Origin of the sequence: Pseudomonas sp. MSSRFD41, from assembly GCF_014230245.1 — a bacterium.
Classification (GTDB): Bacteria; Pseudomonadota; Gammaproteobacteria; order Pseudomonadales; family Pseudomonadaceae; genus Aquipseudomonas; species Aquipseudomonas piscis.
The window spans coordinates 300,889-314,230 of the sequence record NZ_JACKZK010000004.1 but is presented as its reverse complement, the minus strand read 5'-3'; the positions used below and the strand labels follow the sequence as shown (position 1 = coordinate 314,230).

The 13,342-nt window shown below is 62.7% G+C and carries 14 protein-coding genes and 2 tRNA genes; 4 read left to right on the top strand and 12 right to left on the bottom strand.

Features of this window, described 5'->3' with window-relative positions; genetic code table 11:
• Nucleotides 1-4: 4 nt before the first annotated feature.
• The 5 genes from H7A76_RS10325 to rluD form a co-directional block, all read right to left on the bottom strand.
• Nucleotides 5-81: transfer RNA gene (locus tag H7A76_RS10325), tRNA-Pro, on the bottom strand.
• A gap of 9 nt (nucleotides 82-90) precedes the next feature.
• Nucleotides 91-166: transfer RNA gene (locus H7A76_RS10320), tRNA-Asn, on the bottom strand.
• A 295-nt stretch (nucleotides 167-461) separates the two neighbouring features.
• The gene (gene clpB / locus H7A76_RS10315; protein ID WP_185698382.1) at nucleotides 462-3,026 is read right to left on the bottom strand and encodes an ATP-dependent chaperone ClpB; all 2,565 of its coding nucleotides are present in this window, start codon (nucleotides 3,024-3,026) and stop codon (nucleotides 462-464) included.
• 130 nt (nucleotides 3,027-3,156) lie between these two features.
• Nucleotides 3,157-3,882 carry a peptidoglycan editing factor PgeF gene (gene pgeF / locus H7A76_RS10310; RefSeq protein ID WP_185698381.1) on the bottom strand — a complete coding sequence of 242 codons (726 nt, stop codon included), beginning with the start codon at nucleotides 3,880-3,882 and terminating at the stop codon, nucleotides 3,157-3,159.
• Nucleotides 3,879-4,841: a 23S rRNA pseudouridine(1911/1915/1917) synthase RluD gene (gene rluD / locus H7A76_RS10305; protein WP_185698380.1), complete on the bottom strand. Its 963-nt coding sequence runs from the start codon at nucleotides 4,839-4,841 to the stop codon at nucleotides 3,879-3,881. Before rluD ends, pgeF begins: the two co-directional genes overlap by 4 nt.
• 150 nt (nucleotides 4,842-4,991) lie before the next feature.
• Here rluD and H7A76_RS10300 point away from each other — a divergent pair, with 150 nt between their 5' ends.
• From H7A76_RS10300 to H7A76_RS10290, 3 genes are all read left to right on the top strand, one after another.
• Nucleotides 4,992-6,014: an outer membrane protein assembly factor BamD gene (locus tag H7A76_RS10300; RefSeq protein WP_185698379.1), complete on the top strand. Its 1,023-nt coding sequence runs from the start codon at nucleotides 4,992-4,994 to the stop codon at nucleotides 6,012-6,014.
• 128 nt (nucleotides 6,015-6,142) lie between these two features.
• Complete coding sequence (locus H7A76_RS10295; protein ID WP_185698378.1) at nucleotides 6,143-6,376, top strand: PP0621 family protein; 234 nt, start codon at nucleotides 6,143-6,145, stop codon at nucleotides 6,374-6,376.
• A 266-nt stretch (nucleotides 6,377-6,642) separates the two neighbouring features.
• A complete protein-coding gene (locus H7A76_RS10290) occupies nucleotides 6,643-7,974 on the top strand; it encodes a sigma-54-dependent transcriptional regulator (protein ID WP_185698377.1) in 1,332 nt (443 codons plus the stop codon).
• Here the strand turns inward: H7A76_RS10290 and thiO are convergent.
• The 6 genes from thiO to pilV are packed head-to-tail and all read right to left on the bottom strand — an operon-like array spanning nucleotide 7,971 to nucleotide 11,514.
• Nucleotides 7,971-9,083, bottom strand: a complete 1,113-nt coding sequence (gene thiO / locus H7A76_RS10285) for a glycine oxidase ThiO (protein WP_185698376.1) — start codon at nucleotides 9,081-9,083, stop codon at nucleotides 7,971-7,973. The two genes, H7A76_RS10290 and thiO, sit on opposite strands and share 4 nt — an antisense overlap.
• Before the next feature lie 56 nt (nucleotides 9,084-9,139).
• Nucleotides 9,140-9,541 carry a type IV pilin protein gene (locus tag H7A76_RS10280; RefSeq protein ID WP_185698375.1) on the bottom strand — a complete coding sequence of 134 codons (402 nt, stop codon included), beginning with the start codon at nucleotides 9,539-9,541 and terminating at the stop codon, nucleotides 9,140-9,142.
• A 15-nt stretch (nucleotides 9,542-9,556) separates the two neighbouring features.
• Nucleotides 9,557-9,904 carry a hypothetical protein gene (locus tag H7A76_RS10275; RefSeq protein ID WP_185698374.1) on the bottom strand — a complete coding sequence of 116 codons (348 nt, stop codon included), beginning with the start codon at nucleotides 9,902-9,904 and terminating at the stop codon, nucleotides 9,557-9,559.
• On the bottom strand, nucleotides 9,891-10,364 hold the full coding sequence (locus H7A76_RS10270; protein ID WP_260497940.1) for a PilX N-terminal domain-containing pilus assembly protein: 474 nt from the start codon (nucleotides 10,362-10,364) through the stop codon (nucleotides 9,891-9,893). Before H7A76_RS10270 ends, H7A76_RS10275 begins: the two co-directional genes overlap by 14 nt.
• Nucleotides 10,364-11,074 carry a PilW family protein gene (locus tag H7A76_RS10265; RefSeq protein WP_185698373.1) on the bottom strand — a complete coding sequence of 237 codons (711 nt, stop codon included), beginning with the start codon at nucleotides 11,072-11,074 and terminating at the stop codon, nucleotides 10,364-10,366. The genes H7A76_RS10270 and H7A76_RS10265 overlap by 1 nt, the downstream gene beginning before the upstream one ends.
• Nucleotides 11,071-11,514: a type IV pilus modification protein PilV gene (pilV, locus tag H7A76_RS10260; RefSeq protein WP_260497939.1), complete on the bottom strand. Its 444-nt coding sequence runs from the start codon at nucleotides 11,512-11,514 to the stop codon at nucleotides 11,071-11,073. Before pilV ends, H7A76_RS10265 begins: the two co-directional genes overlap by 4 nt.
• 276 nt (nucleotides 11,515-11,790) lie before the next feature.
• On the opposite strand from pilV, the gene H7A76_RS10255 reads away from it, so the two are divergent.
• A complete protein-coding gene (locus H7A76_RS10255) occupies nucleotides 11,791-12,315 on the top strand; it encodes a GspH/FimT family protein (RefSeq protein ID WP_185698372.1) in 525 nt (174 codons plus the stop codon).
• On the opposite strand, the gene ispH is transcribed toward H7A76_RS10255, so the two are convergent.
• Nucleotides 12,316-13,263, bottom strand: coding sequence for a 4-hydroxy-3-methylbut-2-enyl diphosphate reductase (ispH, locus tag H7A76_RS10250; RefSeq protein WP_185698371.1), 948 nt, complete (start codon nucleotides 13,261-13,263; stop codon nucleotides 12,316-12,318).
• Nucleotides 13,264-13,342 lie beyond the last annotated feature (79 nt).

Here is a 13,342-nt window from a genome sequence, read left to right as displayed (position 1 = left end):
AATATGGTCGGGGTAAGGGGATTCGAACTCCTGACATCCTGCTCCCAAAGCAGGCGCGCTACCGGACTGCGCTATACCCCGATTTGAAGTTGGCTCCGTGACCAGGACTCGAACCTGGGACCCAATGATTAACAGTCATTTGCTCTACCGACTGAGCTATCACGGAACTGATGACTTCAAGCTACAACGTGTTGCTTCATCCTCTTCGACCTTCTGCGTATCGCTACGTTCACGTCTCTGAGGCGCGCCATTTTACAATCTTTAAAACCTCTGTCAACCCCCTAAATTGCTTTTAAGACAATGATTTGCGACTTCATTGCCGGTTTCTTCTACAGCAGAAAAAACCTGAGGGGTGACTGACTGCGGGGCGCACTTTACAAGCCTTTTCCTTACAGTTCAACGCCCTAGTGAAAAAAAAGGCCTCGCAATGCGAGGCCTCTTCGATTTCAGGCTACCAGCGATCAGTTGAAGACGATCTCGTCGTCCTGCACCACCGCCGTGATGGTGCTGCCAGGCAGGAAACCGCCGGACAGGATCAACTGGGCCAACGGGTTCTCGATCCAGCGCTGGATCGCCCGTTTCAGCGGCCGGGCACCGTATACAGGGTCGTAACCCACGGCGATCAGCTTGTCCAAGGCTTCATCGCTCAGTTCCAGACGCAATTCGCGTTCCGCCAGACGACTGCGCAGACGCCCCAACTGGATCTGGGTGATACCAGCGATCTGATCCCGGGCCAGCGGCTCGAAGATCACCACTTCGTCGACCCGATTGATGAACTCCGGCCGGAAGTGAGTGGAGACCGCATCCATCACCGCAGCGCGCTGGGCCTCGCGGTCGCCCACCAGCTCCTGAATCTGCGCCGAGCCCAGATTGGAAGTCATGACGATCACGGTATTGCGGAAGTCCACCGTACGCCCATGGCTGTCCGTCAAACGTCCGTCCTCCAGGACCTGCAGCAGAATGTTGAACACATCCGGGTGTGCCTTCTCCACCTCATCCAGCAGGATCACCGAATACGGTTTGCGACGTACGGCTTCCGTCAGGTAGCCGCCTTCCTCGTAACCGACATAACCCGGAGGCGCGCCGATCAGGCGAGCCACGGAGTGTTTCTCCATGAATTCGGACATGTCGATCCGTACCATGGCCTCTTCGGTGTCGAAGAGAAATTCCGCCAGAGCCTTGCACAGCTCGGTCTTGCCCACCCCGGTCGGGCCGAGGAACATGAACGAACCGCTTGGCCGGTTCGGGTCCGCCAGGCCAGCACGGGAGCGGCGCACGGCATTGGATACCGCCACCACGGCTTCATGTTGGCCAATGACTCGCTGATGCAGCAGGCTTTCCATCTTCAACAGCTTATCGCGCTCGCCCTCGAGCATTTTCGACACAGGAATGCCGGTCCACTTGGACACCACCTCGGCAATTTCTTCCTCGGTCACCTTATTGCGCAGCAGCTGGTTCTCGGTCTTGCCATGCTGATCGACCATCTGCAGGCTACGCTCCAGATCCGGGATCACTCCGTACTGCAACTCGGCCATGCGGTTGAGGTCGCCCTTGCGCCGCGCAGCTTCCAGCTCCTGGCGAGCTTGCTCGATCTTTTGCTGGATCTGCGCCGAGCCCTGCACCTCAGCCTTTTCAGAGGCCCAGATCTCTTCGAGGTCGGAGTACTCACGCTCCAGGCGCTCGATTTCCTCGGTCAGTTTTTCCAGACGCTTCTTCGCTGCGTCGTCTTCTTCCTTCTTCAACGCCTGGGACTCCACCTTCAACTGGATCAGGCGGCGGTCAAGGCGATCGAGCACTTCCGGCTTGGAATCGATCTCCATGCGGATACGGCTGGCCGCTTCGTCGATCAGGTCGATGGCCTTGTCCGGCAACTGGCGATCGGTGATATAGCGGTGGCTGAGCTTGGCCGCGGCGATGATCGCACCGTCGGTGATCGCTACCTTGTGGTGCACTTCATAGCGCTCTTTCAAGCCACGCAGGATAGCAATGGTGTCCTCCTCGCTCGGCTCCTCCACCAGTACTTTCTGGAAGCGGCGTTCCAGGGCGGCGTCTTTCTCGATGTACTGGCGGTATTCGTTGAGCGTCGTGGCGCCCACGCAGTGCAGCTCGCCACGGGCCAGGGCCGGCTTGAGCATGTTACCGGCATCCATGGCACCCTCGCCCTTGCCGGCGCCGACCATGGTATGCAGTTCGTCGATGAACAGGATGATCTGCCCTTCCTGCTTCGCCAATTCGTTGAGCAGCGACTTGAGGCGCTCCTCGAACTCACCGCGGTACTTGGCGCCAGCGATCAGCGCGCCCATATCCAGCGCCAGCAGGCGCTTGCCCTTCAGGCCGTCGGGCACCTCGCCATTGATAATCCGCTGGGCCAGGCCCTCGGCAATGGCGGTCTTGCCCACGCCAGGCTCGCCGATCAGCACCGGGTTGTTCTTGGTACGACGCTGCAGTACCTGGATGGTGCGGCGAATCTCGTCGTCACGACCGATCACTGGATCGAGCTTGCCGTCCTCGGCACGCTTGGTCAGGTCGACGGTGTACTTATCCAGTGCCTGGCGCGACTCCTCGACGTTGGCGTCATTCACCGCCTCGCCGCCGCGCAGGTTATTGATGGCGTTTTCCAGGGCCTTCTTGCTCACGCCCTGGCCCAGCAGCAGTTTGCCGAGCTTGCTGTTTTCATCCATGGCCGCCAGCAGCACCAGTTCACTGGAAATGAACTGGTCGCCTTTCTGCTGGGCCAGGCGATCGGCCTGGTTGAGCAGGCGCGCCAGGTCCTGGGACATGTTCACGTCGCCAGTGGGGTTCTGGATCTTCGGCAGTTTGTCGAGCTCTTTGCTCAGTTCCTTGCGCAGGCTGTTGACGTCGAAACCCACTTGCATCAGCAGGGGCTTGATGGAGCCACCTTGTTGTTCAAGCAGGGCCTGCATCAGGTGCGCCGGTTCGATGGCCGGGTGGTCGAGGCCTACCGCCAGGGATTGGGAATCGGATAAAGCCAGCTGGAGCTTGCTGGTCAATCGGTCTATACGCATTAGTCACCTTCCTTTTGAGCAGGCCGGAGCGATGGACACACCTAAATAGAGAAACCTGCCAGATGATTCCCTAGATGCGGTCGATTCTGGGAGATTCAAGCGTCAGCTGCTTGACGCAAGTCAGATTAGTCTAGCGCTCGAGCCAGACGAGGGAGGCGAAACGCCCGGTACGCGGATTGCGCCTATAGGAGAAGAAACGCGGGTCGCTGACAGTGCAGTAACCACCGCCATAAACAGCGGTGACTCCACGGGCCGCCAGCCGCAGGCGTGCCAACTGGTAGATATCGGCCATGAAACGCCCGGCATTGATGCTCGGGACAAAGGCCTGCCCGGCCTCGGCCAACTGGGTGACGAACGCCTCGCGCACTTCGGCGCCCACTTCGAAACGCTGTGGACCTATCGCCGGCCCCAGCCACACCAGGACCTGGTCGGCGGGCACGTCGAGGTGGTCGAGCGTGGCTTCCAGCACTCCGGCAGCCAGCCCGCGCCAACCGGCATGGGCGGCCGCGACCCGGGTCCCGGCACGGTTACAGAACAGCGCCGGCAGGCAGTCGGCGGTCATCACCGCGCAGGCAACGCCCGGCGTGGCGGACCAGCTGGCATCAGCGGTTGCAACCACGGCGGGATCGGCGTGGGCCACCGCGACCCCATGCACCTGCTGCAACCAGGCCGGAGCGATGGAGAACCGCTCGGTGAGGCGACGCCGGTTCTCGACGACCGCTTCGGGTTGGTCATCGACGTGATCACCGAGGTTGAGGCTGTCGAACGGCGCCAGGCTGGCGCCACCGCTGCGGGTGGTGACACAGGACTTGACCCCGGCCGGCGCGGGCCAGTCAGGAATCAGCCAGTCATTCATCCGATGAACGCCTCACGGTCTTGCTTGAGCAGCGACAGTAGCCAGACGAAGTCTTCCGGCAACGGCGACTCCCAGCTCATGCGCTTGCCGGTGGTCGGGTGGTCCAGCTCCAGGAAGCGCGCATGAAGCGCCTGGCGCGGGAAGTTCTTCAGCGAATCGACCATGGTCGGGCTGGCGGCCGGAGGGATACGGAAGCGACCGCCGTACGCCGGATCGCCCACCAACGGGAAATTGATGTGGGCCATGTGCACCCGAATCTGGTGGGTACGCCCGGTTTCCAGCTTGACCCGCACATGAGTATGGGAGCGGAAGCGCTCCAACACCCGGTAATGGCTGACGGCCGGCTTGCCACCTTCCATCACCGCCATGCGCTGGCGCTGCTGGCCATGGCGACCGATGGGGGCATTGATCTTGCCGCCTGCGGTCACCACGCCGATCACGATGCATTCATATATGCGGCTGACGGTGCGGCTCTGCAACTGAGCCACCAGTTGCGTCTGCGCCTGGATGGTCTTGGCCACCACCATCAGGCCGGTGGTGTCCTTGTCCAGACGATGGACAATGCCCGCCCGCGGCACATTGACGATGTCGGGAACATGATGCAGCAGCGCATTGAGCAAGGTGCCATCAGCATGGCCGGCAGCCGGGTGCACCACCAGGCCCGCCGGTTTGTTGATCACCAGGATGTCGTCGTCTTCGTAGACGATGTCCAGCTCGATGTCCTGGGCAACCCACTCACCTTGGGCTTCCTGTTCGGCGGTCAGCTCGAGGACGGAGCCACCATGCACAATGTCACGGGGACGCAGCACCGCTCCGTCCACCGTCAGGCGACCGTCCTTGATCCAGGCGGAAAGGCGCGAGCGTGAATGCTCGGCGAATAATTGGGCGGCGACTTGATCGAGGCGTTGACCGCCCAGTTCGGACGGCACCTCTGCGCGAAGTTCTATTTTATCGGACATGCTCGGACTGGGGGTCGGCACAGCCTTTGGTTTCGGCTGCACGCTTGTGGTTAAATACGGCGTCTTTTGCCCCGAGGCTCTCAACGGGGCGCTCATCATAACAGGACGGCCCCGCCCAAGACAGCGGCCGTCATAGGGACGCAAGCCGCTATGCAAGTGAAACACCTGCTGCTGATCGCCATCCTCGCACTGACCGCTGCTTGCTCATCGAAGGAAGTCGTTGACGAAAACCTGAGCGAAGTCGAGCTGTACCAGCAGGCGCAGACCGACCTGGACAACCATAGCTACACCAGCGCCACCGCCAAGCTCAAGGCCCTGGAATCGCGCTACCCCTTCGGTCGCTACGCCGACCAGGCACAGCTCGAGCTGATCTATGCCAACTACAAGAATGCCGAGCCGGAAGCCGCCAAGTCGGCTGCCGAGCGTTTCATTCGCTTGCACCCACAGCACCCGAACGTCGACTACGCCTACTACCTCAAGGGCTTGACCTCGTTCGACCAGGACGTCGGCCTGCTGGCGCGCTTCCTGCCGCTGGACATGACCAAGCGCGACCCGGGTGCCGCCCGCGACTCCTACAACGAATTCGCCCAGCTCACCAGCCGCTACCCGAACAGCCGCTACGCCCCGGATGCCAAGCAGCGCATGATCTACCTGCGCAACCTGCTGGCTTCCTATGAAATCCACGTAGCCGACTACTACCTCACCCGCCAGGCCTATGTCGCCGCCGCCAACCGTGGGCGCTACGTGGTGGAGAACTTCCAGGAAACCCCATCGGTAGGCGACGGCCTGGCGGTCATGACCGAGGCCTACCAGCGCCTGCACCTGGATGAACTGGCAGCCACCAGCCTGGAAACCCTCAAGCTCAACTACCCTGACCACCCCAGCCTGGTGGACGGCCAGTTCGTGCCGCGGGTAGCCGAGGCCGACAACCGCTCCTGGCTGAGCAAGGCCACCCTGGGCCTGATCGAATCCCGTCCGCCGCTGCCGCCGGGAGAAACCCGCGCCAACCAGGACATCATGAAGCAGTACCAGGATGCCAAGGATGCGATCCCCGAGGAGCTCAAGCCCAAGGACAGCAACGGCGAAGTGATCGAGGAAGAAAATCACCAAGCCGCAGGCAACAACGAAGACCGCTCCTGGTTCAGCTACATGACCTTCGGTGTATTCGACTGATCAGCAGCAGCCTATCCAAGAAAGGGAGACTTCAAGTCTCCCTTTTTCATGCCTGTAATCCTGGGGGCCTGTGCGGCCGGCGGGCGCTTGGCTAAACTGCCGCATCTTTCCTCAAGAAACTGGATGCCATGGTTCGTCTACTGTTCTGGATCGCCCTGATTGCCGCTGCGGTATGGTTCTGGCGCAAATTCAAACGCCCGGCCTCGGCTCCCCGCCCCTCCGCTGAGCCGGGTAGCACGCCCATGGTGCGCTGCGCTCACTGCGGCGTACACCTGCCCCAGGACCGGGCCCTGGGCCTGGCGCAGCAGTGGTATTGCAGCCAGGCCCACCTGGAACAAGGCCCCGGCAGCCAGAACCGCTGATCGCCCCCGCCCTGCGCCTGGCGGCACAGGGCAATCGCCCCATCGCCATAATTGGCGACAAAAAACCTCCGCCCTCCAAGCCGTTGGGCCAATCCCCCCAGCCCCCGGATCCAGTGGCTCTGCTGCCTCCCGAGCAGGCCCGAGCCCCGAACCGGCGCCACCACTTCCACCGCTGCCCTGCCGCTCTTGCCTAGCGGGCCTAGACTTCAACTCTCGGCCTGGCGATACGCCGGCTACCCATTCTTCATGGATGAAAGCGCACTGTCATGAATCCACCGCAAACGGTCCTGGTGGTCGATGGGGCCAAGGAAGTACGCGCCCTTGTGGAAATCACCCTTGGCCGGATGCGCCTGCACACCCGCAGCGCACGCACCTTGCAAGAAGCCCGCGACCACCTGAGGCACAATCGTTTCGACCTGTGCCTGACCAACCTGCATCTGCCGGACGGCAGCGGCCTGGAACTGCTGAAGCATATCCGCCAGGACCATTCCCGTATTCCCGTGGCCGTACTCAGTGACGACGCCAGCCAGCAGGCCGCTGCCAGCGCCTTGCAGGCCGGGGCCTGCGATCTGTTGCACAAACCCCTGGATCTCAAACATCTAAGAGAACTGGTCGGCAACCGACTCAAGCCACCTGTGCCCCGCGAAAACCCGGCAAGCAAGCAACTACTGGGCAACTCACCTCCCATGGCAGCCCTGCGCCGCCAGATCGCCAAGCTGGCGCCCAGCCAGGCAGCGGTCTACATCAGCGGCGAGTCCGGTAGCGGTAAGGAACGGGTCGCCCGCCTGATCCACGACCTGAGCCCCAGGGCCCGGCGACCATTCATTGCGGTCAACTGCGGAGCCATCCCTTCGGAGTTGATGGAAAGCGAATTCTTCGGGCACCGCAAAGGCAGTTTCAGTGGGGCCCTGGCGGACCAGCCCGGGCTGTTCCTGGCCGCACAGGGCGGTACCCTGTTCCTCGACGAAGTAGCCGAGCTGCCGCTGGCCATGCAGGTGAAACTCTTACGCGCCTTGCAGGAAAGGTCTGTGCGGGCGGTGGGCAGCCAGACAGAGGAAGCGGTGGACCTCAGGATTCTGTGCGCTACCCACCAGGACTTGAAGCAGCAGGTGGAGGCCGGGCGCTTCCGCCAGGATCTGTACTATCGCCTGAATGTCATCGAACTGCGGGTTCCGCCCCTGCGCGAGCGCCACGCCGATATCAGCCTGTTGGCCCGGCATATCCTGCAGCGCCTGGCCGTCGACAGCGGCCAGACGGTAGCCCAGCTGAGCTCGGAAGCGCTGCTGGCGCTGGAGGCCCACGATTTTCCCGGCAATGTGCGAGAACTGGAAAACCTGCTGGAACGGGCACAGATTTTCCGCGAAGGACAATGGATAGAAGTGGCAGACCTCGGCTTGCCCTGCGCCAGCCAAGCGGAAAGTTTCTTGCCCCCCGCCGCGATCGCGTTCGACCTGGCGCGGCACCTGCAACAGGTGGAACGCCAGTTGCTGCTCCAGGCACTGGAAGCATGCCGTTGGAACCGCACGGAGGCGGCTCGCCGGCTGGGCCTGTCGTTTCGCTCGATGCGTTATCGCTTGAAGAAACTGGGGCTGGACTAGAAGCGCGCCTCGATGCGTCTGGCAGGAGCATATGGCTGTGGATCGACGATCGGCTGGTTGCCCAACAACAGGTCGCAGAACAATTGACAGGAGGCCGGCGCCAACACCAGGCCGTTACGGTAATGCCCGCAGTTGAGCCACAAACCGTCGAATCCGGGAACCTGTCCGATGTAGGGAATGCCTTCGGGAGAGCCCGGGCGCAAGCCCGCCCAATGCCCAACCACCTCTGCATCCGCCAGGGCCGGGATCAGCTCGACGGCCGAGGCCTTGAGACTATCCAGGGCAGAAGCGGTCGGAGTCTTGTCGAAACCTTCATGCTCCAGGGTACTGCCCACCAGGATATGCCCATCACGCCGGGGAATCGCATAGCGTCCCTTGGCCAGGACCATGCAGGACAAGAAGTCGGCGGCGCACTTGTACAGGATCATCTGCCCCTTGACCGGTTCCACCGGCAACGCCAGCCCCAGGCTGGACAGCAACTCGCCGCTCCAGGCCCCGGCACAAAGCACCACCTGGTCCGCCCTCAACTCGCCCAGGGCGCTGTGCACGCCCACCACTCGCTGCCCATCCCGGATAAACCCCGTGACCTGGCATTGCTCGTCGATATGCACATTGGGCAGGGCCTGCAATGCCGCCTTGAGGGACTTGACCAGGCGCGGGTTACGCACATTGGCCACATTGGCCATGTAGATCGCCTGCTGATAGCCGCTCCCGAGCACCGGCACCGCATCATGTACGGCGCTGATGTCCACCTGGCTCAACGGGCGTCCTTCACGCCGCGCCCACTCCAGGGCCAGGGCCTGGTCTTCCAGGTCCAGCCAGTAGAGGCCGGTGGTATGCACCTCGGGGTCGATCCCGGTATCGCTGAACAGCTGCCTTGCAAGCTGCGGATAGAAATCCTGCGACCAGTGGGCCAGTGCGGTGACTGCTGGACTGTAACGCCAGGGATAGAGCGGGGAAACGATCCCGCCACCGGCCCAGGAAGACTCACGCCCCAGGTCAGAGCGCTCCAAGAGCCGCACTTGCTGCCCCTTGGAGGCCAGGTTGTAGGCGGTGAGCAGGCCGATCACTCCGCCTCCGATCACCAGCACTTGCTGTTGCTTAGCCATAGATGGTTCCAGTCAATGAGAAAGACAGTGGGCGCCTGGGCTCCCGAAGCAGGTACTCAGCGGCCCCAGCAGTCCTTGGTCGTCACCCCATCGGCCTGGCCTGCCAGGCCGATGGCACCGGCCTGGTCGAGGGTGAAGCTGCCGCACTTGTCGGTCGCCATCAGGCCATCGGCCTTGGGCACCGCCGTGAGCGAGAATCCGCTGTCGGTCAGGGTTGCGCTGAGGCTGTAGTAATCATTGCCCGTGCTCAGGCCGGATGCATTGCTGTAGAGCCCCGCCGTGGCATGATGGCGCTCGAGTAGCTGTGCCTGCTCGGTGAGCAGCACAGTGACCTCACTGCGGTGCGGCTTCCTCATGTACTCGGTGATGCTGGGAAGGCTCAAGGTGAGGACCAGACCGATGATCGCAATCACGATCATGATTTCGATCAGGGTAAGACCTTGGTTGGATCTGCGCATGGTCAAGAATCTCGCTTACTGGATTTGTCGCCACAGGATGCGCCGGCCACCGGCACCGGGGCGCTGCATAGGGAGCTCGATAGTGCCGTCCTCAGTCTCCTGGGAGAGGTTGTCAGAGGGGGCCGGCATCGGGGCGCCGAGCATCTTACCGCCGAATACAGGTGCATCGGGCAAATTCCCGCCATCGATATTGCCGCAGCAAGCCTCCGGTTCCTGGGGCGACAACAGCGTCATCCCTTGCGCCGTCACCAAGTCATCAGCCAGCGCCTGGATAGTAGTCGCTGGGCACAGCACCCACAGCAGGCCGCCCAGGGCCAGCAGGCTGCTGCGCCAACGTCCGCGATCCGCGTCAGTATTTGGCATAGATGCTTTCCAGCACGCTGCGTGCCTGGCCCGCCAGGCCGATGGCCGTCACTCGATACAGGGTGGCCGTGACCTCCTCGGGCAATCGGACCGCCCCCTTGACGAGCCCCAGGTTCTGCACCGCGTAGTAACCATCGACCGTTGCCACCCAACGCACTCCGGAAATTGCGTTCCAGCCAGCATCGACCACCCATGACGACTCGCCAGGGGGAGCGCACTGCACTGGCGTGGCACATGCCGGCCAGGAGATCCCCTTGCGCACTTGCGCCTCGCCCAGGCGCAATGCCGTCTCGGCGGCCTCAAAGGCACGATGCTGCTGGGCCAGGCTGGCGGCCATCCGCTCCTGCAGGGTGGCGTTCTGCATGGCTGACACACCGATCATCGTCAATAGCGACAGGAACAACAGGCTGGCCAGCAACGCCATGCCTCGTTCGAAGCGCAAACCGGGAAGCGATTGCATCAGGACAACCTGTTGCGCAAGGCCGCCACGAGGGTAAACCCCTGGGGCCGGACGGCACCACTCGGGTCGCCCAGGGTCAGGCGCAGCCGTACGCTGAGGATCAATGCGGGGTCGCCAGGCTGACGGCCATAGCCTGCCAGGGCACTGTCCGTAGCCGAGCGGGCCAGGCCAAAACCGATGTCGAAGGACTGGACGTTGTCCAGCAGCACCATCTGTTGTTGCTCGAGGCCGGTGCCGAACAGCAACTGCTGGTTCCTGAAGCGGTAGGACACCCGGCGCAAGGCGAACACCTGTTGCCCGTCCCCTGCTTTCCGAGCCCCCGAATAGACCACTGCCTCCTTCCGGCAGTCGGTGACCAGGCTCCAGGTCGGCGCGCCATCGACCTCTCCTGCATCGACGGTCACCAGGCTCAGTTTCTGCTCCGTGTCACTCCAGTGAATTGGCGTCGCCGCCAAGCGAGAAAAACTCCCACCCTCACTGGCATCGCGAACCCTCCTCAGGCAACCGGAGAATCCAGCCATGCGGATTTCCCGGAGCATCTTGCTCAGGACGAAACGCGCCTCCTCTTGCTGGTAGGCCGAGGCGCCCTGGCTGAGATAGGTCTGCTTGGCCGCCATGAACACCCGACTCGCCCCGAGCACCAACACCAGGCTCAACGACAGCGCCATCATTACTTCCACCAAGCCGAAACCCCGGCTCCAACGGTTCACGGCGTCCCATCCGAGGCTATTGCCACCCGGCTGCCAAGCATCAACTCACGCGGCCGCTCGCCGGAACCCGAGGCACGCGAGTCATCCCAAGTGATGTGAACGATGTAGAGGCCCTGGCCGACATCGACGCGGCCCCGGGCATCGACACCAGCGAAATTCGCAACCTCACTGGCGAAATCCGCCAGGTCCTGGGCTCGCAGGCTGCCTGAAGCCGCCTCCCCCGGCTTGGCCTGGAGAGCATCCGGCTGGATGCTGGTTCGAATCCGCTCGAGCATGCCATGGGCGATGAAGCTCGCCTGGGTACTCATCCGTGCGCTATCGGTGTACTGCAAGGCCTTGAGCTGTATCGCCGCGGCCCCCAGCAAGCCCAAGGCGAGGACCAGCAACGCCACCAGGACCTCGATCAGGGTCATGCCGAACTCGTTTCCTGCTCCTTTCATCCGAAGCTCCTCCGATCCGTGGAGAACGGCATACCAGGCCCGGTCAGCCTCGCCGCCTCTTGAGGTTAGCCGGCAATGGAGCGCAGTTCGCTATCTGGTACACCCGGCAACACATTGCTGGGGTCGGCCCGGGTCCAGGTGCCAGTGGTCGGCAATTCCTTGTATGCAAATTGACCATCTAGCCTGGGAACGCCCGGGCTATAACAAACGAGCCCTTGAATCACCAAGGGCCGTGCACGGATAGCGTGAAGTTGTGTTTCCAAGGAGGGAGACGCCATGCAACAGAGAGGTTTCAGCTTGCTAGAGCTCTTGATCACCCTGGCCCTGCTGGCGATCCTGCTGCCTCTGTCCGGCAGCGGGCTCGGCCAGTTGCTGCAATCGAATCGACAATTGGATGCTGCTCGAACCCTCGCCAGCGACCTGCGCAATGCTCGGGCGGCAGCCATCCTGCAACGTCACACGGCCCTGGTACACGGGCTGGACGGTGACTGGAGCAAGGGTTGGCGAATCATCCTGGATGCCAGCGGCAAGGGGCCTGACGACCCGCAGAATCCCCTGCTGGTAGAGCGCCGGCAGGCCGGGCACGTGCAGATAATCGGCAATCGTCCGGTGCAGCACTTCGTGCGCTTCGGCGTCCAGGGCAATCCGTTGTTGCCTACTGGCGCCTTCCAGGCCGGCACGCTGCATATCTGCCAGAGAGGCCAGGCAGACAGCCGTCACCAGGTGGTGCTGTCGCGTAGCGGGAGGATCAGCCTGCGCAGCGACATCGCCGAGCAGGCCCTGTGCATGAGTGCAGGATGATCAGAGCAGGGAGCGAACCCGCAGTTCCTTGGGCATGGAAAAGGTGATGTTCTCTTCACGGCCGGCCAACTCGTCGGCACCGGTGGCGCCCCAGGCTTGCAGCTGCTGGATCACGCCGCGCACCAGGACTTCCGGAGCCGAGGCGCCGGCGGTGATACCGATGCGCTCGACACCATCGAACCAGCTGCGTTGCAGGTCCTCGGCGCCATCGATGAGATAGGCCGGGGTGGACATGCGCTCGGCCAGCTCACGCAGGCGATTGGAGTTGGAACTGTTAGGGCTACCCACTACCAATACCACGTCGCACTCGTCGGCCAGTTGCTTGACGGCGTCCTGGCGATTTTGCGTGGCGTAGCAGATATCGTCCTTGCGCGGCCCGCCGATGGCCGGGAAGCGCGCACGCAAGGCGTCGATCACCCGGCTGGTGTCGTCCATGGACAAGGTGGTCTGGGTCACGAAGGCCAGCCGCTCGGGATTCCGTACCTGCAGCCTGGCCACGTCGTCTTCATCTTCCACCAGGTAGATGGCGCCGCCGTTGCTGGCGTCGTACTGGCCCATGGTGCCTTCGACCTCCGGGTGACCGGCGTGGCCGATGAGGATGCATTCCCGACCATCGCGGCTGTAACGCGCGACTTCGATATGCACCTTGGTCACCAATGGGCAGGTAGCGTCGAATACCTTGAGGCCGCGACCGGCGGCTTCGCTGCGTACAGCCTGGGACACGCCGTGGGCACTGAAGATGACGATGACATCGTCTGGCACCTGGTCCAGTTCCTCGACGAAGATCGCCCCGCGATTGCGCAGGTCCTCGACGACGAACTTGTTATGTACCACTTCGTGCCGGACATAGATCGGGGGCCCGAAGACCTCCAGGGCGCGATTGACGATTTCGATCGCCCGGTCCACACCGGCGCAGAAGCCACGGGGGTTGGCGAGTTTGATTTGCATGCTGTGCCTCGTGTCTTGCGCGCAAGGAATAATCATGGCAACCGCTTCGCGGTTGATCGCAAGCAAGCCCGCCCCGGCC

Coding starts and splice junctions, on each gene's coding strand:
- H7A76_RS10270 (WP_260497940.1), bottom strand. CDS start 10,364: ATGCAATCGCTTCCCGGTTTGCGCTTCGAACGAGGCATGGCGTTGCTG.
- H7A76_RS10300 (WP_185698379.1), top strand. CDS start 4,992: ATGCAAGTGAAACACCTGCTGCTGATCGCCATCCTCGCACTGACCGCT.
- clpB (WP_185698382.1), bottom strand. CDS start 3,026: ATGCGTATAGACCGATTGACCAGCAAGCTCCAGCTGGCTTTATCCGAT.
- rluD (WP_185698380.1), bottom strand. CDS start 4,841: ATGTCCGATAAAATAGAACTTCGCGCAGAGGTGCCGTCCGAACTGGGC.
- H7A76_RS10280 (WP_185698375.1), bottom strand. CDS start 9,541: ATGCGCAGATCCAACCAAGGTCTTACCCTGATCGAAATCATGATCGTG.
- pgeF (WP_185698381.1), bottom strand. CDS start 3,882: ATGAATGACTGGCTGATTCCTGACTGGCCCGCGCCGGCCGGGGTCAAG.
- H7A76_RS10290 (WP_185698377.1), top strand. CDS start 6,643: ATGAATCCACCGCAAACGGTCCTGGTGGTCGATGGGGCCAAGGAAGTA.
- ispH (WP_185698371.1), bottom strand. CDS start 13,263: ATGCAAATCAAACTCGCCAACCCCCGTGGCTTCTGCGCCGGTGTGGAC.
- pilV (WP_260497939.1), bottom strand. CDS start 11,514: ATGAAAGGAGCAGGAAACGAGTTCGGCATGACCCTGATCGAGGTCCTG.
- H7A76_RS10255 (WP_185698372.1), top strand. CDS start 11,791: ATGCAACAGAGAGGTTTCAGCTTGCTAGAGCTCTTGATCACCCTGGCC.
- thiO (WP_185698376.1), bottom strand. CDS start 9,083: ATGGCTAAGCAACAGCAAGTGCTGGTGATCGGAGGCGGAGTGATCGGC.
- H7A76_RS10275 (WP_185698374.1), bottom strand. CDS start 9,904: ATGCCAAATACTGACGCGGATCGCGGACGTTGGCGCAGCAGCCTGCTG.
- H7A76_RS10295 (WP_185698378.1), top strand. CDS start 6,143: ATGGTTCGTCTACTGTTCTGGATCGCCCTGATTGCCGCTGCGGTATGG.